At 42.2% G+C, this 25,466-nt stretch carries 22 protein-coding genes, 1 other RNA gene and 1 other annotated feature; of the genes, 4 read left to right on the forward strand and 19 right to left on the reverse strand.

Annotated features, from left to right (window positions below; translation table 11 throughout):
- Window positions 1–24: 24 nt before the first annotated feature.
- The 7 genes from hisH to rsmC form a co-directional block, all read right to left on the reverse strand.
- Window positions 25–615: an imidazole glycerol phosphate synthase subunit HisH gene (hisH, locus tag ACJ7Z2_RS00630; RefSeq protein ID WP_409500454.1), complete on the reverse strand. Its 591-nt coding sequence runs from the start codon at window positions 613–615 to the stop codon at window positions 25–27.
- 23 nt (window positions 616–638) lie between these two features.
- Complete coding sequence (locus ACJ7Z2_RS00635) at window positions 639–1,253, reverse strand: DUF6904 family protein (RefSeq protein WP_409500455.1); 615 nt, start codon at window positions 1,251–1,253, stop codon at window positions 639–641.
- Window positions 1,254–1,350: 97 nt separating this feature from the next.
- A complete protein-coding gene (gene hisB / locus ACJ7Z2_RS00640; RefSeq protein WP_409500456.1) occupies window positions 1,351–2,439 on the reverse strand; it encodes a bifunctional histidinol-phosphatase/imidazoleglycerol-phosphate dehydratase HisB in 1,089 nt (362 codons plus the stop codon).
- A 101-nt stretch (window positions 2,440–2,540) separates the two neighbouring features.
- Window positions 2,541–3,608, reverse strand: a complete 1,068-nt coding sequence (gene hisC / locus ACJ7Z2_RS00645) for a histidinol-phosphate transaminase (protein WP_409500457.1) — start codon at window positions 3,606–3,608, stop codon at window positions 2,541–2,543.
- 29 nt (window positions 3,609–3,637) lie between these two features.
- The gene (locus ACJ7Z2_RS00650) at window positions 3,638–4,078 is read right to left on the reverse strand and encodes a GNAT family N-acetyltransferase (protein WP_409500458.1); all 441 of its coding nucleotides are present in this window, start codon (window positions 4,076–4,078) and stop codon (window positions 3,638–3,640) included.
- Window positions 4,079–4,089: 11 nt separating this feature from the next.
- The gene (rhuM, locus tag ACJ7Z2_RS00655; protein WP_409500459.1) at window positions 4,090–5,082 is read right to left on the reverse strand and encodes a RhuM family protein; all 993 of its coding nucleotides are present in this window, start codon (window positions 5,080–5,082) and stop codon (window positions 4,090–4,092) included.
- 21 nt (window positions 5,083–5,103) lie between these two features.
- Window positions 5,104–5,225, reverse strand: a sequence feature (His leader region).
- 129 nt (window positions 5,226–5,354) lie between these two features.
- On the reverse strand, window positions 5,355–6,344 hold the full coding sequence (gene rsmC / locus ACJ7Z2_RS00660; protein WP_409500460.1) for a 16S rRNA (guanine(1207)-N(2))-methyltransferase RsmC: 990 nt from the start codon (window positions 6,342–6,344) through the stop codon (window positions 5,355–5,357).
- Between the two features lie 129 nt (window positions 6,345–6,473).
- Here rsmC and ACJ7Z2_RS00665 point away from each other — a divergent pair, with 129 nt between their 5' ends.
- On the forward strand, window positions 6,474–6,896 hold the full coding sequence (locus ACJ7Z2_RS00665; protein ID WP_409500461.1) for a DNA polymerase III subunit psi: 423 nt from the start codon (window positions 6,474–6,476) through the stop codon (window positions 6,894–6,896).
- On the forward strand, window positions 6,889–7,326 hold the full coding sequence (gene rimI, locus ACJ7Z2_RS00670) for a ribosomal protein S18-alanine N-acetyltransferase (RefSeq protein ID WP_409500462.1): 438 nt from the start codon (window positions 6,889–6,891) through the stop codon (window positions 7,324–7,326). Before ACJ7Z2_RS00665 ends, rimI begins: the two co-directional genes overlap by 8 nt.
- A 48-nt stretch (window positions 7,327–7,374) precedes the next feature.
- On the opposite strand, the gene typA is transcribed toward rimI, so the two are convergent.
- The gene (gene typA, locus ACJ7Z2_RS00675) at window positions 7,375–9,222 is read right to left on the reverse strand and encodes a translational GTPase TypA (RefSeq protein ID WP_409500463.1); all 1,848 of its coding nucleotides are present in this window, start codon (window positions 9,220–9,222) and stop codon (window positions 7,375–7,377) included.
- Between the two features lie 190 nt (window positions 9,223–9,412).
- Window positions 9,413–10,096 carry a YggS family pyridoxal phosphate-dependent enzyme gene (locus ACJ7Z2_RS00680; protein ID WP_409500464.1) on the reverse strand — a complete coding sequence of 228 codons (684 nt, stop codon included), beginning with the start codon at window positions 10,094–10,096 and terminating at the stop codon, window positions 9,413–9,415.
- Window positions 10,097–10,166: 70 nt separating this feature from the next.
- Here ACJ7Z2_RS00680 and ACJ7Z2_RS00685 point away from each other — a divergent pair, with 70 nt between their 5' ends.
- The gene (locus ACJ7Z2_RS00685) at window positions 10,167–10,706 is read left to right on the forward strand and encodes a KdsC family phosphatase (RefSeq protein WP_409500465.1); all 540 of its coding nucleotides are present in this window, start codon (window positions 10,167–10,169) and stop codon (window positions 10,704–10,706) included.
- A 76-nt stretch (window positions 10,707–10,782) separates the two neighbouring features.
- Here the strand turns inward: ACJ7Z2_RS00685 and ACJ7Z2_RS00690 are convergent, their stop codons facing one another.
- Both ACJ7Z2_RS00690 and rpoH read right to left on the reverse strand, forming a co-directional pair.
- Complete coding sequence (locus ACJ7Z2_RS00690) at window positions 10,783–11,091, reverse strand: DUF3144 domain-containing protein (RefSeq protein WP_154703417.1); 309 nt, start codon at window positions 11,089–11,091, stop codon at window positions 10,783–10,785.
- Between the two features lie 140 nt (window positions 11,092–11,231).
- Window positions 11,232–12,191 carry an RNA polymerase sigma factor RpoH gene (gene rpoH, locus ACJ7Z2_RS00695; RefSeq protein WP_409500466.1) on the reverse strand — a complete coding sequence of 320 codons (960 nt, stop codon included), beginning with the start codon at window positions 12,189–12,191 and terminating at the stop codon, window positions 11,232–11,234.
- A gap of 165 nt (window positions 12,192–12,356) precedes the next feature.
- On the opposite strand from rpoH, the gene ssrA reads away from it, so the two are divergent.
- Window positions 12,357–12,723, forward strand: a transfer-messenger RNA (tmRNA) gene (ssrA, locus tag ACJ7Z2_RS00700).
- A 119-nt stretch (window positions 12,724–12,842) separates the two neighbouring features.
- Here the strand turns inward: ssrA and ACJ7Z2_RS00705 are convergent.
- The 8 genes from ACJ7Z2_RS00705 to fusA all read right to left on the reverse strand — a co-directional run bounded on the left by ACJ7Z2_RS00705 (window position 12,843) and on the right by fusA (window position 25,368).
- Window positions 12,843–17,156, reverse strand: coding sequence for a S6 family peptidase (locus ACJ7Z2_RS00705; protein WP_409500467.1), 4,314 nt, complete (start codon window positions 17,154–17,156; stop codon window positions 12,843–12,845).
- A gap of 241 nt (window positions 17,157–17,397) precedes the next feature.
- The gene (gene cysE / locus ACJ7Z2_RS00710; RefSeq protein WP_006250292.1) at window positions 17,398–18,213 is read right to left on the reverse strand and encodes a serine O-acetyltransferase; all 816 of its coding nucleotides are present in this window, start codon (window positions 18,211–18,213) and stop codon (window positions 17,398–17,400) included.
- A gap of 30 nt (window positions 18,214–18,243) precedes the next feature.
- The gene (gene gpsA / locus ACJ7Z2_RS00715; protein ID WP_126301127.1) at window positions 18,244–19,254 is read right to left on the reverse strand and encodes an NAD(P)H-dependent glycerol-3-phosphate dehydrogenase; all 1,011 of its coding nucleotides are present in this window, start codon (window positions 19,252–19,254) and stop codon (window positions 18,244–18,246) included.
- 105 nt (window positions 19,255–19,359) lie between these two features.
- Complete coding sequence (gene secB / locus ACJ7Z2_RS00720) at window positions 19,360–19,860, reverse strand: protein-export chaperone SecB (RefSeq protein ID WP_006250294.1); 501 nt, start codon at window positions 19,858–19,860, stop codon at window positions 19,360–19,362.
- A gap of 20 nt (window positions 19,861–19,880) precedes the next feature.
- Window positions 19,881–20,333, reverse strand: a complete 453-nt coding sequence (locus tag ACJ7Z2_RS00725; RefSeq protein ID WP_126301128.1) for a rhodanese-like domain-containing protein — start codon at window positions 20,331–20,333, stop codon at window positions 19,881–19,883.
- Window positions 20,334–20,434: 101 nt separating this feature from the next.
- Window positions 20,435–21,733 (reverse strand): trigger factor, encoded by a 1,299-nt coding sequence (tig, locus tag ACJ7Z2_RS00730; RefSeq protein WP_409500468.1) that lies wholly within the window; start codon window positions 21,731–21,733, stop codon window positions 20,435–20,437.
- Window positions 21,734–22,021: 288 nt separating this feature from the next.
- Complete coding sequence (gene tuf / locus ACJ7Z2_RS00735) at window positions 22,022–23,206, reverse strand: elongation factor Tu (RefSeq protein WP_006249832.1); 1,185 nt, start codon at window positions 23,204–23,206, stop codon at window positions 22,022–22,024.
- Between the two features lie 59 nt (window positions 23,207–23,265).
- The gene (gene fusA / locus ACJ7Z2_RS00740) at window positions 23,266–25,368 is read right to left on the reverse strand and encodes an elongation factor G (protein WP_126301130.1); all 2,103 of its coding nucleotides are present in this window, start codon (window positions 25,366–25,368) and stop codon (window positions 23,266–23,268) included.
- Between the last annotated feature and the right edge of the window lie 98 nt (window positions 25,369–25,466).

Consider the following 25,466-nt stretch of genomic DNA (forward strand, 5'->3'; position numbering starts at 1 on the left):
AACTTTGCGATCAAGATCGCAAAATCAGACATTCTCCACAAAATTCCTGAGCAACTTCGCCCCAGCCTCGCCTGAACGCTCGGGGTGGAACTGTACGCCGTAGAAGTTTTGGCTGGCAATGGCAGCGGAAAACGGCACGCCGTAGTCACAGGTGGCGATGGTGTTTTCATTCGGTAGCACGCCGTAGCTATGCACAAAATAGAAATGGCTGCCTTGCTCAATGCCGTGAAACAGCGGGTGGTCAGCTTGGTACTGCACCTTGTTCCAGCCCATATGCGGCAACGGCAAACCGCATTCAGGCAAGCGTTCGGTTTTGCCACGCATCAGGTTCAACGTGGCTACATCGCCTTCGTGGGAAAATTCGGTCATTAACTGCATACCCAAACAGATGCCAAGCATTGGCTGAGTAGCGTTGCGAATGGTGTCAATAAGTCGGCGATCGTGCAAAATCGCCATCGCCGCCGCTGCCGTTCCCACACCGGGGAGTAGCAATTTATCGGCAGATTGGATTTTACCGAGATCTCGGGAGATCTCAGCCCGAATGCCAAGACGGTCAAAAGCAAATTTGACCGAAGACAGGTTGGCACAGCCTGTGTCGATGATGATGAGTTGCATATTTAGTCTCTATTATTTATATCTTACCATTCCCATTCAAAATCAATAGGATATTCATCAATTGAAAAATCTAATTTAGGATTTTTATAGTAAGGAAGAAAACTCTTTAACACAGGAAGTAAAAACTTCTCTTTTTCCTTTACTGTTTTTAATGTTAAGAAAAAATAATTTCTACTTGGTAATTTTTCAAACAAAATTTCTTGATTTAAAGAAGCAATTACAGGTAACAACTCTATTATCTCCTCGCAATCCTTAGGAAAATACTTTCTTAACTGCTTCTCAAGTTGAAATTCTAATGCATACATTATTGATAATTCGTATTTGTCATTATTATTAAATGACATAGAGTTTCTCATCATAGATACTAAAATTAGAAATAGTATCAGCAAGCATTCTGAACCATATAGATAATATTCATTATCTTGAAAATCCAGGTGCTTTTCTATATGTCTATGACCTTCATAAGACTTCCTTATTTCATAAGGAATACTGTAAAGTTGATCAATAAATCTTTGATGTTTAAAAAAGTTACTTTCTTCTAATAATTTCCCCATCAGCTCTCTTAGAGACATTAAATCATTTGTGTTTCCCCAAACAGAAAATCCCGATAAATTTTTCGTAATCTGCAAATATAACATTAAGGTTACCTCATAAATACAAGCGGTCAAAATCCCCAAAAACTTTGCAAATTTCAACCGCACTTTCGGGCGGGCACAGGACCCGCCCCTATGGTGATTATAAAACTCCCTTACTACTCGGCAACTCATTCCCTTCAATACGAATACACTGTCTGAGCGTTCTGCCGAAGACTTTGAACAGGCTTTCGATTTTGTGGTGGTCGTTGTCGCCTTTTGCCTTGATGTGTAGGGTGGCGAGCATCGTGAAGGCGATGGATTGGAAGAAGTGTTCGGTCAGTTCGGTGCTGAAATCGCCCACTTTGTCACGTTTGAAATCGGCTTTGAACTTGATGAAGGGTCTGCCAGATAAGTCCATTGCACATTCCGCACGGCTTTCGTCCATCGGCAACACGAAGCCGAAACGGGCGATGCCGCGTTTGTCGCCAATCGCTTGTTTTAATGCGGTGCCGAGGGCGAGGGCGGTGTCTTCCACCGTGTGATGTTCGTCAATCCACAAATCGCCTTTGGTGGTGATGTTCATTCTAAAACCGCCGTGGGTGGCGATTTGGTCAAGCATATGGTCGAAAAAGCCCACGCCGGTGCTGATTTCGTTGTTGCCCGTTTCGTCCAGCCACACTTGCACTTTGATGTCGGTTTCTTTGGTTTTACGGATAACTTCGGCAAAGCGCTTTGGTCGCTCGCCAATGTTGGTCACGGCTTCGCTCAGCAGTTTTTCGGCAATCAAATCCCAGTTCAGTTTTTCAGGGTGATATTGTAACGCCCGAATACCAAGGTTTTCCGCCAGTTGCACATCGGTGGCACGATCGCCAATCACAAAGCTGTTGTCTGGGTCGAATAGTTGGCGGTCGATATATTTTTGTAGCAGTTTGGTGTGCGGTTTGCGGCAATCGCAGCCATCTTCCGGCTTGTGCGGACAAATCAGCACATCATCAAATTCAATCCCTTGCGAGTTGAACAACGCCATCATCGCATTGTGCGGTTTATCGAAATCTGCCTGTGGGAATGAACTGGTTCCCAAGCCGTCTTGGTTCGAGACCATCACAAAACGGTATTTGCCCTTGAGTTTGAGCAGAGCAGGAATCACGTTTTTCTCGAATTTCAGCTTTTCAAGGCTGTCGATTTGAAAATCGGTTTTCGGCTCATCAATCAAGGTGCCGTCACGGTCGATAAAAAGGGTGGGTTGCATGTTTTTCTCCTGTATTCATTGTATCAGTCGCAAAGCGACTGGGGTTTATCGAGCCTAGGACGGCTCGTCCTAGGCACCCCGTACGAGCCGTACGGGGTTCTTTAATCCGAGCTACTCCGTAGCTCTGCAATACGTTTAATTACCCTCAAATTCTCCTCTCTCGTCCCCACCGTAATCCGAATGCAATTTTGCAATCCTAACGCTTTGTGTTGATCACGCAAAATAATGCCTTGCTCCCAAAGCGCTTTGAAGACTTTTTGTCCGTCTTGGCATTTGAATAGGAGGTAGTTGGCTTCGCTGTCAAAAACTTGTTCTACAAGCGGTAAGTTTTCTAGATTTTTTTGCAATTCGGCACGTAGGGTGATGACTTCCGCCACACGGGTTTTCATTTGCTCAATGCCTTGTGGCGAAAGGGCTTGGGCGGCGATGTCGGAAACAGGCACAGGCAGTGGATACGGGGCAATCACTTTTTGTAACACGCCAATCAGTTCCGCATTGGCAAGGGTGAAACCACAACGCAAGCCCGCTAAGGCAAAGGCTTTGGAAAGGGTGCGGATAATCGCCAGATGTGGGAAGTTCGCCAATTCGCCGACTAAACTCGCTTCAGGGCAAAATTCGATGTAGGCTTCGTCCACCACCACAATCGCTTTGCCTGCGGTGATTTGCAAAAGTTCGAGCAAATCCGACCGCTTGATCAGGTTGCCTGTCGGGTTGTTCGGGCTGCACACAAACACCACTTTCACGCCCTCGAGATTGGCTTTGATTTGGGCTAAATCCAGCTGGAAATCGGCGGTTAAAGGCACGGTTTTGGTGGCAATGCCACAGGTATCGGCACTCACAGCGTACATTCCATAGGTCGGTGAGCAGTAGAGAATACTGTCGTTCGCCTCGCAAAAGGCACGGATAATCAGCTCAATGCTCTCATCGCCCCCACGAGACACCAGCACATTTTCAGGCGCAACGCCTGCATATCGGGCGTAACCTTCAACCACCGCCTGCGGTTGAGGCTCAGGGTAGCGGTTAAAAGTGCGGTCGGTTAAATCAAAGTTCGGCGAAAGGGCATATTCATTGGCGTTCAGCCACACATCGCCACTGCCCCCTAAACGACGTGCCGATTGGTAAGGTGTGAGGGCTTGAATGTTTTTGCGGGAAAGTTGTGAAATTGTCATATTGTGTTCCTGTATAATTTATACATAGTTTAGAAATTTTTTCGATATTGAATAATACCGCTATCATTAGCTAATTTATTATAAAGCTGTTGTGCTTGATGATTGTTTTTATCTGTTACCCAATATACTCGGTTATATCCTTTTTCCTGTGCATATCGATAAATATATTCAATTAATTCTTTTCCTATGCCTTGGTTGCGATATTCAGGTAAAACAAATAAATCTTCCAAATAACAGCATTCAGTTAAATTCCAAGTATTTGGGTGAATCACAATATGAACAAAACCAACCATTCTGTTATCAACAAAAGCCCCAAATCCCTTTACATTTTCACTCTCTGAAACTTTCTGCCAAGTTGATTGAATAATATCATCTGCTAAATTCACTTGATAAAAATCTAAATATTGTTGCCACAATAGTTTCCATTCAGTGAGATTTTTGGAGACTAACGGCGAAATATTAATACTCATATTTTTTCCTGTTATGCTTTTAATAAAATAAAGTGTTCAATCAGTTTAATCATCAGTTCTTTTTGTTCAGGCAAACTTTCTGCCACCAACAAGGCTAAGGCAACCAGTGTATTGTCGTTAATCATTTGTTCCACCGGTTTAGCCAGTAAATACTGGTTCAGGCGTAAATACCATAAAAATAAAAATGAGCCAGTGCGTTTGTTGCCATCGGTGAGTGGGTGATTTTTAATTACGAAATAGAGCAAATTGGCGGCACGGCTGGCGACATTCGGGTAAAACAACTCGTCACCAAAACCTTGTTCAATCGTCGCCACCGCTGAAGCCAAGCCCTCATTACGAGGATTGCCGAAAAGTTCGGTTGCCTCGCCTTTTTCGATAAGGGTTTGTTTTAATTGTGCAATCGCTGCCCAAACTTGTGCCATATCGAGAGAAATCATCTCCGTTTGTTTTTGGTGATTATTTTGCAAACTCTGCTCGTCATAGGCTTGGAGCAAACTCCAACTGCGTGCGTAATCTTGCACAACGTTCAATACAGCCTGCCCGTCTGCCGTCACCAACGCTTGATTGGCAAGGGTTTGACTGAGCAAGCCAATTACCTGTTCAAACTCAATACCTCGTTCCTGCAAACGGCGTTCGTTGAGAGCATAGCCTTTTACCAGATAGTCTTTTAGGCGAGCAGTTGCCCAGATACGAAACTGAGTGCCAGCTTTGGAATTCACCCGATAGCCAACAGAAATAATCGCATCTAGATTATAAAATTCCACTTGGCGAACGACTTCTCTAGCACCTTCAATTTGAACTGTTGCATTTTTTGCAACAGTTGCCTCACGCTCCAGTTCGCCTTCTTGGTAGATATTTCGTAAGTGCCGAGAAATAACAGACTTGTCTCGTCCAAAAATATCTGCCATTTGCTGTAAACTTAGCCATACCGTTTCCTTGTCAAACTGCACGGAAACTTGGGTTTTGCCGTCTTGGCTTTGGTAAATTTCAATTGGGTTGGTCATATCTACCCCTAAATTTTATCTATAAAAAATCTCTCGAAAGTTGCCTTCCGAGAGATATTTATTGATTGCTACACTTGCTCGGAAGAGTTATCTTCCGCACACACCAAATGCCCGAAAGATATCAGGTTAAAGTGTGGTGGTGATGTAAAGTGTAGTTTAAATTCATTGCATTACTCCAAAATAGTATGAACAGAATTTACGTCAAGCCTGCAGAAATAGCAAGCACTTTTTTAAGCAAATATCGGCTTTTTTATAACCGTTTGTTCCGCCTATTATGCTCTTGCGGAATACACCTTAAACTTGGTGGATTTTGCCAGCACGTCGTGTTTGCCGAAGGCTTTATCGAGCAAATCAGGGTAAGGTAAGAATGCGTTTGCAACAATCCGCAGTTCACCGCCTTTGGTTAGGTGATTTTTAGCTTGGAAAATCAACTCCTCCACTGCACGATAAGCAGTATCGACCCCATCGTGGAATGGTGGGTTGGAGACAATTAAATCAAACCGCTCATTAATGTGGGAGAACACATCACTTGCTATCACTTCCCCCTCTAACTGATTTTCCGCCAAAGTACGTCTGCCAGATTCCAACGCCATTGCGTGAATATCGCTCATCGTCAGTTTGATTTTCGGAAATTGTTGTTTGAGTGTTGCCCCAATCACACCAGCCCCACAGCCTAAATCTAGCACTTTGCCTTTTAGTCTGTCTGCTTTGTCAAAGGTCGAAAGCAATAATTTTGTGCCGTTATCCAGCTCCGCCGAGCTAAAAACTGCCGGCAGAGCGAATACATCTAAGTCTTGCAAGCGGTAGTATTTCCAGAATTTTTTGCAATTGAATGTCGGCACGGTTTGCAGTTCAAAGTGGTATAAACCGCAACGGCGGGCGGAGTCGATTTTGGCGATACTGCCGAACGGTTCGAGCAGTTTTTCTACCGAACGAACACCAGCTCGGTTTTCGCCGATAATTAACATTTCTTGCCCCGCTTGGCACTGAGACAGCCATTGTAGCAGTTGGAATTGGCATTCCTGCTTGTTCTTCGTCCAATAAAACACCGCTAACTCGGCACTCAAACCACATTCTAAGCCAAATTCAACCTCACTATGGTGGCGTGCGTAATCAAAATAGCTACTGAATACCGCAACCTTTTCCGCACGAGATTGCAGCTGGCGGGCGAAATCATCTCGCACATCACCAAATAATAACACCGACTTTTTTTCAAATAACGCCAAATGGCGTTCAAGTACTTCGCTTTCTAAAGAGAGCATTTTCTTACCTTATCTAAAAAATTTAGCGTGAATATACCGAATTTAAGTACAGAAATCTTGAATTTTTTGAAAAAAGTTTCTGTTCAAGCGGAGTTTTGATACTATTTGCAAAATTTGATGAGGTTTTAGATGAATCGTCGTGATTTACTGTTACAGGAAATGGGGATTTCGCAATGGGTGCTAACCAAGCCCCAAGTGCTAAAAGGTGATGCCCAAATTCGCCTAAACAATGCGGTAAAATTGGTGGTGGTGTGTGAGGAAGATCACCAACACAGCCGGCTCTTTGCCGATATTCTGCGTGCTTTAAAGTTAAAAAACAGCGAATATCAATGGCTTACTGGCGAACAATCGCAACGTTTGGTATTCGAGCATTCGCCGATCTTTTGGCTGATTCAAGCTGAAGAACAAGCGGTCAAAATTGCAAAAAATTTTACTAATCAGACCGCTTGGAAAAACAAAGACTGGCAAGATTTAGCCGACTCTACGCACAAACGCCAACTTTGGCAACAAATGGATACCTTTTCAGCACAATTTGGAGAACAGCGTGATTGAACCAATTCAAGCAGAAGATTTCAAGCGGTTATTTGAAATTGAGCAACAAGCCCATTTAGTGCCGTGGTCAAAGGGGACATTGTTAAATAATCAGGGCGAAAAATACCTGAATTTAAAAGTAGTAGAGCAAAACCAAATTGTGGCTTTTGCCATTAGCCATATCGTGCTAGATGAGGCAACCTTATTTAACATTGCGGTTGCTCCTGATTTTCAAGGCAAAGGCATTGGCAAGCGGTTACTTTCCGAATTAATTTTGCAACTGCAACAAAGGGAACTCACTACCCTGTGGCTCGAAGTGCGAGAATCCAACCATTCTGCCCGAACACTCTACGATTCACTCGGTTTTAATGAGGTTACCATTCGCAAAAACTATTACCCGACCCCAAACGGTGGCAAAGAAAACGCGGTGGTGATGGCGTTGTATTTATAGGAAGAATTTAAAAGCAAAAGAGCGACCTAAGTCGCTCTTTTTCGTTAATTAGTGCGTGCTAGTACTGGTTGTAGTACGGCTTGCACGTTTACGGTCGTTTTCAGTTAATAAACGTTTACGAATACGCACCGATTGTGGTGTTACTTCCACTAATTCATCGTCGTCAATAAACTCTAATGCTTGTTCTAACGAGAAACGAACCGGTGTGGTTAACACGATGGCATCGTCTTTACCGGATGCACGCATATTGGTTAATTTCTTGCCTTGTAAGCAGTTTACGGTTAAGTCGTTTGAACGGCTGTGAATACCGATAATTTGCCCTTCATAGACATCAACACCGTGGTCAATCATTAATTTTCCACGCTCTTGTAAGCCGAATAAAGCATAGGCTAACGCTTTACCCGTTGCGTTAGAAATTAACACACCGTTTTTACGCTGACCGATTTCACCTGGTTTAACATCGTCATAGTGGCTGAAAGTTGAATAGAGTAAGCCGGTTCCTGACGTCATTGTCATAAATTCATTACGGAAACCGATTAAACCACGGCTTGGAATCACATATTCTAAACGGGTACGTCCTTTGCCGTCTGGGATCATATCACGCACTTCACCTTTACGAATACCGAGTGCTTCCATCACTGAGCCTTGATGTTGCTCTTCAATATCAATGGTTACTTGTTCAAACGGTTCTTGCTTTTTACCGTTTTCTTCACGGTAAATTACTTTCGGACGAGAAACTGCAAGCTCATAGCCTTCACGACGCATATTCTCGATTAACACTGATAAATGCAATTCGCCACGACCGGAAACACGGAATTCGTCCGGGTTTGGGGTTTCTTCTACACGAAGTGCCACGTTGTGAACTAACTCTTTGTTTAAACGCTCAAGAATTTGGCGAGAGGTGACAAATTTACCCTCCTGACCGCAGAATGGCGAGGTATTTACACAGAAGAACATCGTTACCGTTGGCTCATCTACGCTTAATGCAGGTAAGGCTTCCACCGCATTAATATCACAAATCGTATCTGAAATATTTAATTCGCCTAAACCGGTAATCGCTACGATATCGCCGGCAAATGCCTCTGTTGCTTCAAAACGTTGTAAACCTAAATGCCCTAATACCTGACCGATACGTCCTTGGCGGGTTTTACCTTCGCTATCGACAATGGTAACCGCTTGGTTAGGTTTTACCGAACCACGTTTGATACGACCGATACCGATAACGCCTACATAGTTGTTATAGTCTAATTGCGAGATCTGCATTTGGAACGGAGCGTCTAATTCCACTTGTGGCGGCTGAACGTGCTTCACAATCGCTTCATAAAGCGGGGTCATATCTTCTGCCAACTCTTCGTGTTCTAAACCAGCCACGCCGTTTAACGCAGAAGCGTAAATGATTGGGAAATCTAATTGCTCGTCTGTTGCACCTAAATTTACGAAGAGATCGAACACTTGATCAACCACCCAGTCAGGACGAGCACCCGGACGGTCAACTTTGTTAATCACTACGATTGGCTTTAAGCCGTGAGCAAAGGCTTTTTGGGTAACGAAACGGGTTTGTGGCATCGGACCGTCAAAGGCATCTACCACTAAAAGCACCGAATCGACCATTGAAAGTACACGCTCAACTTCACCACCGAAATCAGCGTGTCCCGGAGTATCTACGATATTGATATGATAGCCGTTCCAGTTAATCGCTGTGTTTTTGGCAAGAATGGTAATACCACGCTCTTTTTCCAAATCGTTGGAGTCCATTACACGCTCATCAACGTCGCCTCTTGTTTCGCCAAATGTGCCTGATTGTTGTAAAAGTTTATCAACCAGCGTAGTTTTACCGTGGTCAACGTGAGCAATAATTGCAATGTTACGCAATTTATTAATATCTACATTTTGCATTGGAATATCTTTTTTTATTGAGTGAAAATAAAAACTCTCGCCCATCAAAACCGGCGAGAGTCTAGAAATTGGAGGTCGAATTATACAGAGTTTTTCAGAATTTGGCTACAAAACAAGCGGTCTAAATTTGCAAAAATTTTACAATTTAAAACTGCTTGCCAGAATCATTCCTTTGTTATGCCGATAAATTTTAGCCATAATCCCTCGCCCCAAAAATCGCCGTGCCGATTCTCACCATCGTAGAACCGCATTCAATGGCGGCTTGCATATCGTCAGACATTCCCATTGAAAGGGTGTCAATGCCCTCAAATTCTGCTTGCAAGCGGTGAAAAAGTTGCTGCATTTTGCAAAAAGCGATTTTTTGTTGCTCTGGCTCACTTTCCGGTTTTGGGATTGCCATTAAACCACGCAATTTCAAATTCGGTAATTGAGAAATCGCTTGGGCTAAAGATAACATTTCGTCCGGCTCAATACCTGATTTTGAGGCTTCATCGCTGATATTAATTTGAATCAATACATTAAGCGGTGCTTTTCCTATCGGGCGTTGTTCGCTTAAACGCTCGGCAATTTTGAGCCTATCCACCGTTTGAATCCAATCAAAATGAGTAGCAACCAGCTTGGTTTTATTCGATTGTAACGGACCAATAAAGTGCCATTCCAAGTCTGAACGATTTGCAAAAAATTCGATTTTTTCGACCGCTTCCTGCACATAATTCTCACCAAATGCACGCTGACCGCCCTCTATCGCCTCTTGAATGGCTTCTACCGGCTTGGTTTTCGAGACGGCAAGTAGCCGCACATTATCACGTTGGTGTTGTTGGGAAATTTGCTGAATTTGTTGTTGGATTTGCGATAAATTCTCGGCAATCGACATTTCGGTTCCTTTGGTAAACGGAGGTAAAAAAGCTATAATGGCAAAATCATACCATATTTGAGGCAAAAAAATGTTAGATCTCACCAAGATTAAATTAGTGATTACCGATGTGGACGGCGTGCTAACCGATGGCGGAATGTACTACACCGACCAAGGCGAAGTAATGAAACGTTTCCACGTTCACGATGGTTTAGGCGTTAAGATGTTACAAAGTTGTGGCATTAAGGTGGCTGTACTCTCGGGCGGCGATACGACTTTGCTCCGTAAACGGTTAGAAGTGCTGAAAATCGATCTCGCGTTGTTAGGCAAAATGGAAAAACGCTCCGCCTGCTTTGAGCTAATGCAGCAAGCCGGTGTTACCCCTGAGCAAACGGCTTACATTGGTGATGACACCTTAGATTTACCGGCTTTTGAGGTGTGTGGCATTGCGATTGCAACCCGTAACGCCCACGATTACATCAAAGAAAAAGCGGATTGGGTGTTACAAAAAGCCGGTGGTGAAGGGGCGTTTCGTGAAGTCTCCGACCAAATTTTGGAGGCTCAAGGATTCGGTGAAATTTTTAAAACAGCAGATGGTTTTTTAGCCATTGCACAGAAAATGGCTCAGTAGCATTCCCCCTCTCTCTGAAAAATACGTCTTAACGACCTATTTTTCGGTCTCTCTCCCACAAGGGAGAGAGATTCCATTAATCCGCCTTTTTTCCTTCAATATATCGCTCAAAATTTTGGATATACTCTTCTAAATTTGCCGTGAGCATTTCTTTGTATTGCTCCACAAAATACTGAATAACCTCATCTTTGGAATCAACCAACTGCTGTTTATATTCCGCTTTGCTGGCAGCAACATAGGCGTTAAATCTGGCACAGCCAAATAACATCGCATTGCTGACTTGGTTTGGAGCAATGTTTTTTAAATGTGCGTTGGCAACATTAATAAAGCCATCTGCTCGCTGGTAGAATGTTGGATCAATTTGTTTATCGGTAATGTTAATCATCGTATCCTCATTTTTAGTCAAAATACAAGCGGTGCTTTTTGCGTAAAATTTTGCACAAACGCTTGCGTTTGAACCTCGGCTCTGCCGACGGCACGAAGTGCGAGCGTAGCGAGTAAAAAAGTCACCGCTTGTAGGTGTTTCTAGTCGTCTAATGAAATCGCTTCTTTGATTTTCTTCAATGCAGCATTTTCAAGCTGTCTTACCCGCTCTGCCGAGATGTTATATTTATCGGCTAAATCTTGCAGTGTGGCTTTATTGTCATCTAACCAGCGGGTTTTGATGATGTCTTGGCTACGCTCATCAAGGGTGGCTAACGCATAGGCAAGTTGAGCGGTTGCCTGCCCATTATGTTGTTCGTCTTCCAAGTCATCAGCGAAATTGGAGCTACTATCTTCAATATACATAGAAGGAGCGTAGCTGTCTTCATCGTCATCACCGGCAGGCAGGTCAAAACCTAAATCTTGCCCGGTCATTCGAGACTCCATTTCTCGCACTTCTTCTACCGAAACACCTAAATCATCGGCAACTTTTTTGATCTCTTCTTCATTAAACCACGCCAAGCGGTTTTTATTTTTGCGTAAATTAAAAAATAATTTACGTTGAGCCTTAGTGGTTGCGACTTTCACAATTCGCCAGTTTTTCAGCACATATTCGTGAATTTCCGCTTTCACCCAATGCACTGCAAAAGAAACCAAACGCACGCCGACATTTGGGTCAAACCGTTTTACCGCTTTCATCAAGCCGATATTACCCTCTTGGATCAGATCTGCCAGCGGTAAACCATAGCCTAAATAGCCACGAGCAATATGGATCACAAACCGCATATGTGAAAGGATCAGCTGTTTTGCCGCCTCAACGTCTTCATCATAATAATAACGCTCCGCCAGTTCTTTTTCTTGCTCGGCGGTGAGAATCGGATACTGATTTGCCATTCGGATGTAGCTATCCAAATTGCCCTGCGGCACAGGCATTGAGCCGGAAACCAAAGCCGGATGCATTGCTTCTACCAATGTTTCTTCTTCGTCTATCTCATCAACATCAATCGGCTCGGCATCTATAATTTCAGCATCTTCAATCTCGTTTTCGTTAAATTTTTTCATTCTATTTCTCTTCACTCTCAGCAAGGTTTACATTATAACAGCGTTAAATCTATCTGGTGTGGGATTTGTATGATTTTATTTCGAGCTATTCAATACCGCTAAGTTCCGCCACTTGCAAAACTTTTTGCAAATTCGACCGCTTTCCTTTAGAATAACGCTACTTTTGGGGCTGATTTTGGATTCGACGGGATTGGCGAAGCCCAAGGTGCATGTCGAGGTGCGGTAGGCCTCGTAAACAAACCGCAAAACAATAGTCGCAAACGACGAACAATACGCTTTAGCAGCTTAATAACCTGCTTTAAAGCCTTATCTCCTCAGCTTCCGCTCGTAAGACGAGGGCAAAGATAAGTCACCCAAAACGAGATCGTGTGGACGCCGCCGCTTTAGGATCGAAACACTAAATTAAATAAAGCTAGTTTATTCATTGCGTGTCTGTCCGCTGTGAATAAGCGAAATTAAAGACTAGACTAAACATGTAGTACTGAAGGTAGAGAAATTTCGGACGGGGGTTCAAATCCCCCCAGCTCCACCAAAACATAAACCTATAGCGTTCTATAGATACCTAAAAAGCCTTGAAAATCAATGTTTCAAGGCTTTTTTAGTAACATTATGTTTGAACCGATTCAAGTGTAGCTTCAGGTTACATAAAGCTTACCACTCATATCCAACTTTGAGTGAAATGAATTTTTGTTCTTGCAATGTATTTCCTTTTGTAAAGCCAGCATGTATCGAACTTGATACCCCTTTATAGTGGAGTGTAATCCCTACTTCTTGCTTAAAATAACGACCTATATTTTGATTTAAGGAAAATTCATTTAACTTAGTTTTAAGTGTTCCGTGGCTTGCATCAACAAAATAGCTTCCTAATTCAGGTTTTACCTTTAATTCATTAAATATAAAAGTTTTATTTAATGCTAAACCAGCTTGAATGGCCAAAAGATCTACCCTATCAGTCTCAAATTTTGTGTTCTCTAATTGGGCATTTGCAGATGTTAAATGATGATAGCGCATACCAAATGACGGTTGTAGGTTAAAACTTGCAACTTCCAACGTTTTACCTACCGTTAATCCTAAAGAATATACATTTCTGGCTAGTTTTATCGTCTGGCTTTGATGGCTTAATTTGTTATTCGCACGCCCAATGCTACCATCAACCCCTACATAAATGCCATTTTCCCATGTTTTCTTACCATAAAAAGAGAGCATAGTTAAATCCCCTTTACCATTATAGTAGTTCTGAAAATCATTATTCGCTCTGGATTGAGATAAGATAGTACCAATAACTAGGTTATGATCATCCAAATATTTCTCTGCTCCAACTTGTACCAAGCTGAAATCTTGTTTGAAAGCACTGTTTCCAGACTGATATTTTGTTGTTTGATACTCATATTTCGACCAAACATTAGCTCGCTCATCTTTATCTTTACGAACTAAAAGATCTAATGCAGAAGTCACACCTAAAACAGCATTAGTTTGTGCAGCAAGTTCTGAACTAAGAGATACAGCTCTAGCTTTTCCCGCTTCTTCTGCAGCTTTACGTGCAGCTTCTTCTTGCGCAAGGCGCGCTTTTTCTGCCTCTTCTGCAGCTTTGCGTGCAGCTTCTTCTTGCGCAAGACGGGCTTTTTCTGCCTCTTCTGCAGCTTTACGAGCGGCTTCTTCTTGCGCCAGACGAGCTTTTTCTGCCTCTTCTGCGGCTTTACGTGCAGCTTCTTCTTGTGCCAAACGAGCTTTTTCTGCCTCTTCTGCGGCTTTACGTGCAGCTTCTTCTTGCGCCAAACGAGCTTTTTCTGCCTCTTCTGCGGCTTTACGTGCTGCTTCTTCTTGCGCCAAACGAGCTTTTTCTGCCTCTTCTGCAGCTTTACGTGCTGCTTCTTCTTGCGCAAGACGGGCTTTTTCCGCCTCTTCTGCGGCTTTACGTGCAGCTTCTTCTTGCGCCAGACGAGCTTTTTCTGCCTCTTCTACGGCTTTACGTGCAGCTTCTTCTTGCGCCAGACGAGCTTTTTCTGCCTCTTCTGCAGCTTTACGTGCTGCTTCTTCTTGCGCAAGGCGTGCTTTTTCTGCCTCTTCTGCGGCTTTACGTGCAGCTTCTTCTTGCGCCAGACGAGCTTTTTCTGCCTCTTCTGCAGCTTTACGTGCTGCTTCTTCTTGCGCAAGGCGTGCTTTTTCTGCCTCTTCTGCGGCTTTACGTGCTGCTTCTTCTCTTGCTTTAGCCTCTTCTGTTTTTTCTGGGCTTAAATAGTAAGCTAGCCCCTCTTTTTTTAATGTATAACGAAAATCTCCCCTCACAATATCAGAGTCATCTAAAGTAAAATTAAAGTTATTCTCTGATTTCGCTTCTAATAATTTGATTTTCTGATCATTAGTAGGTGTACCAATTTGGGAAATTTTTGCCTTAAAAGCACCGCTTGCATGCTCTACATTTATCAAATCACTTATTGTTTGAGCAAAGTAAGTGATAAAGTTAATAACCCCGCTTCCGCTAAGGCTATTAATATTTAAAGTATTTGGCTCCCCCACATTATTGTCTAAAGTGATTGTCGCATTATCTACATTCAATTTATTGACATTGCTGTTTCCTGTCATTACCCAACTAGAACCATTTTGCAAGTTTATTTGGCTATCGCCATTGCTTTCAATTGTCCCAATAAGATCAGCCTTACTACCTAATTCAAAACGTGCATTCTGAGTTAATTTAATATCACTATTGACTGTAGTACGTTGCCAGCTATGTAAATCCTTATCAGATAACACAGATAAATTACAACTTGCTATGCCAGTACGATCTGAACGAATACACGATTGAGATTTCCCTTGTGTGAAACCTACTTGTGCTGTTGCATTGTCACTCAAATTAAAATTACCGTTTACTTCAACTACATTACGGCTAACTTCAATCTTCCCATTATCCTTAGCTTGAAAGCTTGTTGCGCTAAAGGTTCGATTAATCCATTCGCCTTCTTTTATAATTTCCTTATTAACTGTTTTTTTATTTTCATCAAGAACTTGGCGCGCATATGGAATCGGGCGACCGGATAAAATAATTTCAGCATCATTTTCTGCCGACAAAATCCCATCTAATGCGGTTCCCCCAGTTAAAAGAAGCTTCCCTCCTGCATTAATAGGCTTGAAGTGAATATTTAACTTTCCGTTCTCTCTGCTTGAGTCAGATTCGCCAAAATAGCCATTGTAAGCATAAAGTTGATTTTCTAGTGCTTTATTTTTCTTTTCAACGACATACTTTTTAGCATCATCATGATTCCAACTTATAAACTTCCACGCATTGTTCTCAAGCACAAAATAGGCGCCTTGGCTACGAAACAGATCAGCATTATAGCCTTCTCCAAAATTAATTGTACGAACATCATTATCTGTAAATACTTGGCCTACCAAAGAAATATTCGCAGCAACACCAGCATTATTATTAACAATTCTCGCTCCATCATCGACATTCTGGATCCGATTAAATGTTAAGCTGTTACCGTTTAAATCTAAACGACCGCCACGATAACCAAAATAAATACTGTTAGGATCTACTTGATCAGCGCTATTTAGAATTACAGTTGGTCGTCCACTAACGATCCCAACTTCACTAAATGCAGATTTTTCACCATTTTCGCCCGCTTGTTGGTTAAGAATCACTGTGCCATCTCCAACACTAATTGATCCTAAATTCTTGCCTTTACCAGAAACAGTTAGCGTTCCTTCTCCAATTTTAGATAATCTATCTCCCACCGGATTATGAACTTGCCATTCTACATTCTTATTTTTATCTACAGATATCCCAGCCCCAAGCCACGTTGTCATTTCATTAGCACCGGTTACAACCGCATTACCTGAAAAATATAGCGCTCCGGCTCCCTGATTAATATTATTAGCTAAATTAAGGGTATTTCCATCTCCGGAAATTTTAAGCGTTTTCCCATGGTGTAAAGATGGCTTATGTGGCTTACCTGTTGTTGGGTCAGGCAATGAGGTATCAGCTAAATCAACTACTAATTCAGCCGTGGCCCCCGTAATCTTGCTACTATTTCCAAGTGCAGTCCAAGTGAGAGTCTTTCCACTATCACTTATAGTACCTGCCGTATCTTCTTGCTCTAGTAAATCACCATATTCAGGATGGTTTACAACTGACACGGTAAAATCATCATTACCTGATTGTAATGTAGCAATATATACCCAACGATTCAGACGATTATCCCATGCAAACATGCCTGAGCCACTATCGCCTTGCTGTGGATGAGAGCTAAGAGGGCTGTAACTATCATCAAATACATTGCCTTTAAAAACAAAGGTATTAGCATTATTGCTCGTTAACTTTAATGTGGTTCCACCAATTAGGTAAGCATACGGATCCGCAAGTTTTTCCTTTACAGCATTCTTTTCAGCTAAAATGTATTGTGTACCTGAACCTGCACGAATAAACATTGGAAAAATACTTGCATCACGATACAGATCATAATTTTTCTCTTGGGATTGCTCTGCTGGTGCTGTTTCTGTTACTAGTTTATGCAAACGAGGCGTTTGATAGTCATTATGCGTAAATCCCTGAATGGCTTTACTCCCTTTTGGGTCATAATCATTGCGTGAAACCAATTGATAATTAAAATGGTGATTATCTGGGTTTTCACTACCAGAATCACCAAACTGCACTGTTCGATAGCCTCTGTTGTGCTCTACACTCACAATATATTGTGGTTTAGTCAGGGTTGCATAACCTCCCCCCCGTGTAATCACAGAGAAGTCAATCATGGGAATATTTTCTAAAGCAATACCTATCTTGTCACCTTGCTTATTAAATATTTCAACATTTTTCGCTCCGACATAAAATTTTCCTTTATTTTCCGCAAGATCTCGGAAATATTGGTAATCTATATCACCACGAACCGTAGAACTATAACTAAGCTGTGCCAATGACAGCCCTACGAATGCAGAAATTAAAGAGAGTTTAAAAGAGGCTGGTTTCATATATTTATCATCCAAAAAATAGAATTTGGCGAATTCTAGCACTAATTGATGACAAAATAAGCATTCAATTACAACGATAGGAAATACATAGCAAATAGTGAAAATAGTAAGCCCGCTTAAGAGCGGGCAAAACATTTGAATAAAGGTTAATTGCAATTAAGTACAAGTTGCCATTTCTTCTCAAAAATGGCAACTTGTACTTAGCAATGTCTCAATCATAAATTAAAGGAATAACTCTTACCTAAATCCCATCACCAAACAAACCTTGCTCATCTTCAAAGTATTGATTCATATCGAAAGCCGGTTTTTGTTCAGAGGATTTGCCGATAATGCGAGCCGGTACACCTGCTGCTGTGGCGTGATCAGGCACAGGTTGTAGCACCACTGAATTTGCCCCGATTTTAGAATAGCGTCCGATTTCAATATTACCGAGAATTTTTGCACCGGCTCCAATCATCACGCCTTCACGGATTTTCGGGTGGCGGTCGCCATTTTCTTTCCCTGTACCGCCTAGTGTTACACCTTGTAAAATCGAGACATCATTTTCGATCACAGAGGTTTCACCCACCACAATACCGGTGGCGTGGTCAAACATAATTCCGCAACCGACCTTTGCCGCAGGATGAATATCCACATCAAAGGCAACAGAAATTTCATTTTGTAAATAAACCGCTAATGCTTTCCTGCCTTGATTCCAAAGATAATGCGTCACCCGATAGCTTTGTAAAGCGTGGAAGCCTTTTAAGTACAGCAGAGGTGTACTCCATTTGTCCACCGCAGGATCTCTAGTTCTGACCGCATTAATATCACAAGCTGCACTAGCAATAATTTGTGGCTCTGCTCGATAAGCTTCCTCAATAATTTCTTTTAAGGCGATTGCCGGCATAATCGGGTTTTCTAACTTATTCGCCAAAATATAACTTAACGCATCGCCTAGATTATGGTGTTTTAAAATGGTAGCGTGGAAAAAACTTGCTAACATAGGTTCACAATTCGCCAGCTCTTTGGCTTCATCTCGAATTGCTTGCCAAATCTGATTAATTTCACTCTGCTGCATTTTATTCTCCTTTCCTTAATTCGCTTTTCCTTATTCGCCTTTCCGTTCACGGCCCAACAAGGTTTTCACCACATCTGAAGCCTGTTTGCCACAAAATAACATTTGATAGATTTGCTCTACAATCGGCATCTCCACCCCTTGCGTTTGGGCGAGCAAATAGGCTTCTTTGGTATTATAAAACCCTTCTACCACTTGACCGATTTCCGCAATCGCGACTTCTGCCGATTTTCCTTGCCCTAACGCCAAACCAAATCGGCGGTTTCGGGATTGGTTATCGGTACACGTCAGCACTAAATCTCCAAGCCCCGCCATTCCGGTAAAGGTTTTCGGATCAGCCCCGAGCGAAACACCCAAACGGCTAATCTCCGCCAGCCCTCGAGTAATCAAGGCGGTACGAGCATTCGCCCCGAATCCCATTCCGTCTGAAATACCGGCACCAATCGCAATCACATTTTTAATAGCCCCACCGAGTTGCACACCGATAATATCATTGTTGAGGTAAACTCGGAACGCTTTGGAACAGTGAATCCGTTGTTGCATTTGATCGGCGAAAACAGGATCGGTTGATGCAAGGGAAATGGCTGTCGGTAAGCCAGCTGCCAGTTCTTTGGCAAAAGTCGGACCGGAAAGCACCGCAAGCGGGTAAATTTCCCCCAAAATTTCCTTAGCTACCGTTTGCAACAAACGCCCGGTATCCCGCTCCAGCCCTTTGGTTGCCCACATTATACGGTGATCTTGGGACAAAAAAGGCTTGATTTGAGCCAATACTTCAGAGAATACATGACTTGGCACCACAATCAGCAGATCTTTCGATTTTTGTACCGCTGTAGCAAGATCTGCGACAATTTCTAAGGCTTCTGGGAATACAATATCAGGCAGAAAATCTTGGTTCATTCGCTCTGATGCCAAAACGGCCATTTTGTCGGGATTATGCCCCCATAAATAGGTTTTGTGACCATTTCGAGAAAGGGCAATGGCTAAAGCTGTTCCATAAGAACCTGCACCTAATACCGTGATTGGGGCAGAATAGATTTCACTCATATTTCCTCTGTTCGGCTTATTTAGAAAATTGCAAAAAATAGTAGAAAAATAACCGCTTGTAAAAAAATAGGTATGCCTTGCATACCTATTTTCTATCTAAAATGCTTAGTTCGCTAAAGCCGGCTCTTCTGCACTTTCTTCTTGGCGTTGGAGGTAATCCATAAATAACGCATCAAAGTTCACCGGTGAAAGATTTAATGCCGGGAAAGTACCACGATTCACAAGACTTGAGATTAGCTCACGAGCATAAGGATAAAGCACATTCGGGCATTGTGAAGCTAGGCAGTGAGCAAGTTGAATGCCTTCTAAACCTTTAATAGTGAACACACCTGCTTGTTTTACTTCACAAATGAAAGCGACATCATTACTGTCTTCTAACGTAGTTTGCACCGTAATGTGTAAGGTAACTTCGTATAGATCTTCACCAATTTCTTTGGTTTCAGTATCTAACTCAAAGCCTAATTGTGGTTTCCACTCTTGTTGGAAAATAGTCGGTAAATTTGGTGCTTCAAATGAAACATCTTTTACATAAATGCGTTGAATTTGAAGCTCAAAAGGGGTTTGTGTAGCTTCTTCTGTTGATGCAACTTGATTTTCTTCTGACATAAAATTTCCTTAATAATAGATTATTTATGTTTTTTAATAGTTGGTAGGCTTGCTGCACGCCAGCCGCCAATCCCTTCTTTTAATACATAAACTCTGCTAAAGCCTTGTTTAGCAAGATCTGCCGCAACACCACCTGAAGTGAAGCCATTAGTATCTACTACAATTACCGGGCGAGCTTTGTATTTATCAATCTGATTGATTTTAGCTGCTTTAATGTCTGACGGTAACATGTGAATGCTATCAATAATATGACCGGCACGGAACTCTTCATCAGAGCGCAAATCAATCACTACCGCATCTTCTTTATTGATTAGCTGTGTAGCTTGTGCGTTATCAACAATCTTATATTTTTGCGTTGCACTTTTATAAAAACTAAAAATCACCGCAATCAATAATGCGACCCAAGCAAAAACCATCAAGGTATGATTGGCAAAAAATTGCTCCAATTGTTGAGCAAAAGTCAGTTGTTCCATAATTCAATTTCCTTAAAATTAAAAATAAGCGATCTTTTTATGCAAATTTAACCGCTTGTAAAAGTAATAAAAGGTGAGCATTAGCCCACCTTATAAGGAAATTATTGAGCTTGTTGTGACATTACTTCGTCAAATGACATTGTTTTTTCAGTCACTTTTGCTTTCGCTAATACCGCATCAACCGCTTGCTCTTCTAATACCACATTGCGGATATTTTCAGTTAATTGACGGTTTTTCGCATAGTGAGCAACCACTTCAGCCGGTTGTTCGTAAGCAGAAGCGATATCTGCGATCATATCTTCAACACGTTTTTCATCTACTTTTAATTCATTAGAACCGATGATTGACGATAATAATAAACCTACTTGAACACGGCGTTTAGCTTCTGCTTCAAATAATTCAGCCGGTAATTGAGCAGCCATTTCAGGCTTACCACCAAAACGTTGCACCGCTTGTTGGCGTAACACGTTGATTTCTTCTTCAACCGCAGCAGCCGGTACTTCAACATCATTTTGAGCAATTAAGCCGTTGATTACTTGAGTTTTCACGCGTGAAGTTACCGCATTTTTAAGCTCACGTTGCATATTTTTCTTGATTTCTGCACGTAATTCTTCCACTGATTTTGCATTACCGAATTTTTTCACAAACTCTTCTGTTAATTCAGGTAATACCATCTCTTCTACTTTTTTCAAGGTAATTGCAAATTTAGCTGCTTTACCTTTTAAGTTTTCAGCGTGGTATTCTTCCGGGAAAGTTACATCAATGTCGAATTGCTCACCCGCTTTACGACCTACGATTCCGTCTTCGAAGCCTGGGATCATACGACCTTGACCCATAAATAATACGAAGTCTGATGCTTTACCGCCTTCAAATTCTTCGCCATCTACTGAACCAACGAAATCAATGGTTACACGAGATTCGGCTTTTGCAGCCTCTTGGCTTTCTGCCCAAGTCGCTTGTTGTTTGCGTAATACATCTACCATTTTGTCTAAATCAGCGTCTGCGATTTCAACAACCGGTTTTTCTACTTCGATATTCTCTAAACCTTTTAATTCCACTTCTGGGAAAACTTCAAATTCTGCAGTAAAGCTGAAATCTTGACCTGGCTGGTAGTTGTTTGGCGTGAAAGTAGGGCGACCTGCCAAGTTAATTTTTTCAGCAATAACTGCTTCAAAGAATGCACGTTGCATTTCATCAGATAACACATCTTGACGAGCTGCAATACCAAAACGTTGCTCGATAATTGAGTGTGGCACTTTACCTTTACGGAAGCCATCTACACGAGCATTTTTCGCATAGCCTTTTAATTGTTCTTTGTATGCTGCTTCGATTTTATCAGCTGGTACGTTAATAGTAACACGGCGTTTTAAGCCTTCTAATGTTTCAATTGAAAATGACATTCTTAAACCTCGGTTTAGGGATATAAAAAAGATATACAAATAGACGGTTATTGTAGCGTTCTATCAAGAAACTGTCGAGAAGAAACTCATTCGCAAATAAACAGTTTTGTAAAAAATCCCTAAAATCTGACAGTTTGTCAATGGGCTTGCCTACAAGCGGTCTTTTTTCACCGATTTTTTGCAAATGAAATGATATGGCTAGCTTAATCGGCATAAAAGCAAAAGAGGCATACCTTTCGATATGCCTCTTTCTTTGTGTTTAGCTTTTCGCTTATCAAACAATCTTAATTATTTGATGATTTTCGCTACAACGCCCGCACCTACTGTACGACCACCTTCACGAATCGCAAAACGTAAACCTTCGTCCATCGCGATTGGGTGAATTAGGCTAACAGTCATTTTGATGTTGTCGCCAGGCATTACCATCTCTACACCTTCCGGTAATTCGATTGTACCTGTTACGTCCGTTGTACGGAAGTAGAACTGTGGACGGTAACCTTTGAAGAATGGAGTGTGACGACCACCTTCTTCTTTTGATAATACGTAAACTTCTGATTCGAAGTCTGTGTGTGGAGTGATTGAACCCGGTTTCGCTAATACTTGACCACGTTCGATTTCTTCACGTTTAGTACCACGTAATAATGCACCTACGTTCTCACCCGCACGACCTTCGTCTAATAATTTACGGAACATCTCAACACCTGTTACGGTTGTTTTCGCTGTATCTTTGATACCTACGATTTCAACTTCATCACCAGTGCGGATGATACCACGCTCAACACGACCTGTTACTACTGTACCACGACCTGAAATTGAGAATACGTCTTCGATTGGTAATAAGAATGGTTTATCAATCGCACGCTCAGGCTCTGGAATGTATGTGTCTAAGTGGTTTGCTAATTCAAGGATTTTCTCTTCCCACTCTGCTACGCCGTTTAACGCTTGTAACGCTGAACCACGTACGATTGGAGTGTCATCACCCGGGAAGTCGTATTGTGAAAGAAGTTCACGCACTTCCATTTCAACTAATTCTAATAACTCTTCGTCATCAACCATATCGCATTTGTTTAAGAATACGATGATGTATGGAACGCCTACTTGGCGACCTAATAAGATGTGCTCACGAGTTTGTGGCATTGGACCGTCTGTTGCTGCTACTACTAAGATAGCACCATCCATTTGTGCCGCACCGGTAATCATGTTTTTAACATAGTCCGCGTGTCCCGGGCAGTCAACGTGTGCGTAGTGACGAGTTGCTGTATCGTACTCAACGTGTGAAGTGTTGATGGTGATACCACGTGCTTTTTCTTCCGGTGCATTGTCGATTTGGTCAAATGCACGAGCTGCACCACCGAAGTGTTTTGCTAATACGGTAGTGATTGCTGCTGTTAAAGTTGTTTTACCATGGTCAACGTGGCCGATTGTACCCACATTAACGTGCGGTTTTGTACGTTCAAATTTTTCTTTAGACACTTTAATATCTTCCTAAAAAATGAGCCATAGCCCTATTGCTATGGCTCAGGTTAAACAAATTATTTTCTACGAGCTTCAATAATTGCATCAGCAACGTTTTTCGGTGCTTCAGCATATTTTAAAGGTTCCATAGAGTATGATGCACGACCTTGAGTTTGTGAACGTAAGTCTGTTGCATAACCAAACATTTCTGAAAGTGGAACTTCAGCATTGATCTTAACAACGAACTCGTTCGCTTCTTGACCGTTAACCATTGCACGACGACGGCTTAAGTCACCGATTACATCGCCCACGTAATCCGGTGGAGTTTCAACTTCCACTTTCATGATTGGCTCAAGTAATACCGGGCTTGCTTTTGCGAACGCCGCTTTAAATGCTAATGATGCAGCAAGTTTAAACGCAAGTTCAGATGAGTCAACATCGTGGTATGAACCGAAGTGTAAACGCACACCTAAATCTACTACCGGGTAACCTGCTAACGGACCAGATTTAAGCTGTTCTTGGATACCTTTATCAACCGCAGGAATGTATTCACCAGGGATTACACCACCTTTGATTTCGTTCACGAACTCGTAGCCTGGACCTTCAGCATCTAATGGGTATAAGTCGATAACAACGTGACCGTACTGACCGCGACCACCAGATTGTTTTGCGTGTTTACCTTCAACATCGTTAACACGAGTGCGGATAGTTTCACGGTAAGATACTTGTGGTTTACCGATGTTTGCTTCCACTTTGAACTCACGTTTCATACGGTCAACGATGATGTCTAAGTGTAACTCACCCATACCTGAAATGATCGTTTCGCCAGATTCTTCATCGGTGTGAACACGGAATGAAGGGTCTTCTTGTGCTAAACGACCTAAAGCTAAGCCCATTTTTTCTTGGTCAGCTTTGGTTTTTGGTTCAACCGCAACAGAGATTACCGGCTCAGGGAATTCCATACGCTCAAGAATGATTGGTGCATCGATTGCACATAATGTGTCACCTGTACCAACATCTTTTAAACCGATTGCTGCAGCGATATCACCCGCACGAACTTCTTTGATCTCTTCACGTTTGTTTGCGTGCATCTGTACGATACGACCAAAACGTTCACGTTTTTGTTTTACTGAGTTGTAAACTGTATCACCAGAGTTAATTACACCAGAGTAAACACGGAAGAAGGTTAAGTTACCTACGAATGGGTCTGTTGCAATTTTGAATGCTAATGAAGCAAATGGCTCATCGTCGCTTGCGTGACGCTCGCCTTCAGTTTCATCTTCATTGATACCTTTAATTGCAGGAATATCAGTTGGTGCCGGTAAGTAATCAATTACCGCATCAAGCATTGCTTGTACACCTTTGTTTTTGAATGCAGAACCACAGCATACAGGGATTACTTCACCTGCTAATACGCGTTGGCGTAACGCTGCTTTGATTTCATCTTCAGTTAATTCTTCACCAGAGAAGAATTTTTCCATTAATTCTTCAGACGCTTCAGCTGCTGCTTCAACAAGCATTGCACGGTGTTCTTCACAAGCATCAAGCATCTCTGCAGGAATATCTTCGTAAGTGAAGGTCATACCTTGGTCAGCTTCATTCCAGTTGATTGCTTTCATTTTGATTAAATCAACAACACCTTTGAAGCTATCTTCTGCACCGATTGGAAGTTGTAATGCAACTGAGTTACCACCTAAACGGGTTTTGATTTGCTCAACAACACGTAGGAAGTTTGCACCTGTACGGTCCATTTTGTTTACGAACGCAATACGTGGTACTTTATATTTGTTAGCTTGACGCCATACAGTTTCAGATTGTGGTTGAACACCACCAACTGCACAGTAAACCATCACCGCACCATCAAGTACACGCATTGAACGTTCTACTTCGATAGTAAAGTCAACGTGTCCCGGAGTATCGATAACGTTGATACGGTGTTGTGGATATTGTTGTGACATACCAGACCAGAATGCTGTTGTTGCAGCAGATGTGATCGTGATACCACGCTCTTGTTCTTGTTCCATCCAGTCCATTGTTGCAGCACCATCGTGAACTTCACCGATTTTGTGACTTACACCTGTATAGAACAAGATACGCTCTGTAGTAGTTGTTTTACCCGCATCGATGTGCGCACTGATACCGATGTTACGGTAAAGTGAAATAGGGGTTGTACGAGCCATTTTTATTTATTACCTTGTTTGGGGTTTAAATTAAAATTCTTAATAAGGGTAAGGCTTCACCGCAAACTGAGATGAAGCCTTCTATAAGCTTACTTAAA

This window comes from Mannheimia glucosida (assembly GCF_046267875.1).
Lineage (GTDB): Bacteria > Pseudomonadota > Gammaproteobacteria > Enterobacterales > Pasteurellaceae > Mannheimia > Mannheimia glucosida.

Excerpts from the sequence above, each read along its gene's own strand:
- ACJ7Z2_RS00635 (WP_409500455.1), bottom strand. The coding sequence starts at position 1,253 with ATGTTATATTTGCAGATTACGAAAAATTTATCGGGATTTTCTGTTTGG.
- ACJ7Z2_RS00690 (WP_154703417.1), bottom strand. The coding sequence starts at position 11,091 with ATGATTAACATTACCGATAAACAAATTGATCCAACATTCTACCAGCGA.
- ACJ7Z2_RS00705 (WP_409500467.1), bottom strand. The coding sequence starts at position 17,156 with ATGAAACCAGCCTCTTTTAAACTCTCTTTAATTTCTGCATTCGTAGGG.
- rpoH (WP_409500466.1), bottom strand. The coding sequence starts at position 12,191 with ATGAAAAAATTTAACGAAAACGAGATTGAAGATGCTGAAATTATAGAT.
- fusA (WP_126301130.1), bottom strand. The coding sequence starts at position 25,368 with ATGGCTCGTACAACCCCTATTTCACTTTACCGTAACATCGGTATCAGT.
- ACJ7Z2_RS00685 (WP_409500465.1), top strand. The coding sequence starts at position 10,167 with ATGTTAGATCTCACCAAGATTAAATTAGTGATTACCGATGTGGACGGC.
- tig (WP_409500468.1), bottom strand. The coding sequence starts at position 21,733 with ATGTCATTTTCAATTGAAACATTAGAAGGCTTAAAACGCCGTGTTACT.
- gpsA (WP_126301127.1), bottom strand. The coding sequence starts at position 19,254 with ATGAGTGAAATCTATTCTGCCCCAATCACGGTATTAGGTGCAGGTTCT.
- rhuM (WP_409500459.1), bottom strand. The coding sequence starts at position 5,082 with ATGACCAACCCAATTGAAATTTACCAAAGCCAAGACGGCAAAACCCAA.
- hisC (WP_409500457.1), bottom strand. The coding sequence starts at position 3,608 with ATGACAATTTCACAACTTTCCCGCAAAAACATTCAAGCCCTCACACCT.
- rsmC (WP_409500460.1), bottom strand. The coding sequence starts at position 6,344 with ATGCTCTCTTTAGAAAGCGAAGTACTTGAACGCCATTTGGCGTTATTT.
- typA (WP_409500463.1), bottom strand. The coding sequence starts at position 9,222 with ATGCAAAATGTAGATATTAATAAATTGCGTAACATTGCAATTATTGCT.
- ACJ7Z2_RS00665 (WP_409500461.1), top strand. The coding sequence starts at position 6,474 with ATGAATCGTCGTGATTTACTGTTACAGGAAATGGGGATTTCGCAATGG.
- ACJ7Z2_RS00725 (WP_126301128.1), bottom strand. The coding sequence starts at position 20,333 with ATGGAACAACTGACTTTTGCTCAACAATTGGAGCAATTTTTTGCCAAT.
- ACJ7Z2_RS00650 (WP_409500458.1), bottom strand. The coding sequence starts at position 4,078 with ATGAGTATTAATATTTCGCCGTTAGTCTCCAAAAATCTCACTGAATGG.
- secB (WP_006250294.1), bottom strand. The coding sequence starts at position 19,860 with ATGTCAGAAGAAAATCAAGTTGCATCAACAGAAGAAGCTACACAAACC.
- hisH (WP_409500454.1), bottom strand. The coding sequence starts at position 615 with ATGCAACTCATCATCATCGACACAGGCTGTGCCAACCTGTCTTCGGTC.
- hisB (WP_409500456.1), bottom strand. The coding sequence starts at position 2,439 with ATGCAACCCACCCTTTTTATCGACCGTGACGGCACCTTGATTGATGAG.
- cysE (WP_006250292.1), bottom strand. The coding sequence starts at position 18,213 with ATGCAGCAGAGTGAAATTAATCAGATTTGGCAAGCAATTCGAGATGAA.
- ACJ7Z2_RS00680 (WP_409500464.1), bottom strand. The coding sequence starts at position 10,096 with ATGTCGATTGCCGAGAATTTATCGCAAATCCAACAACAAATTCAGCAA.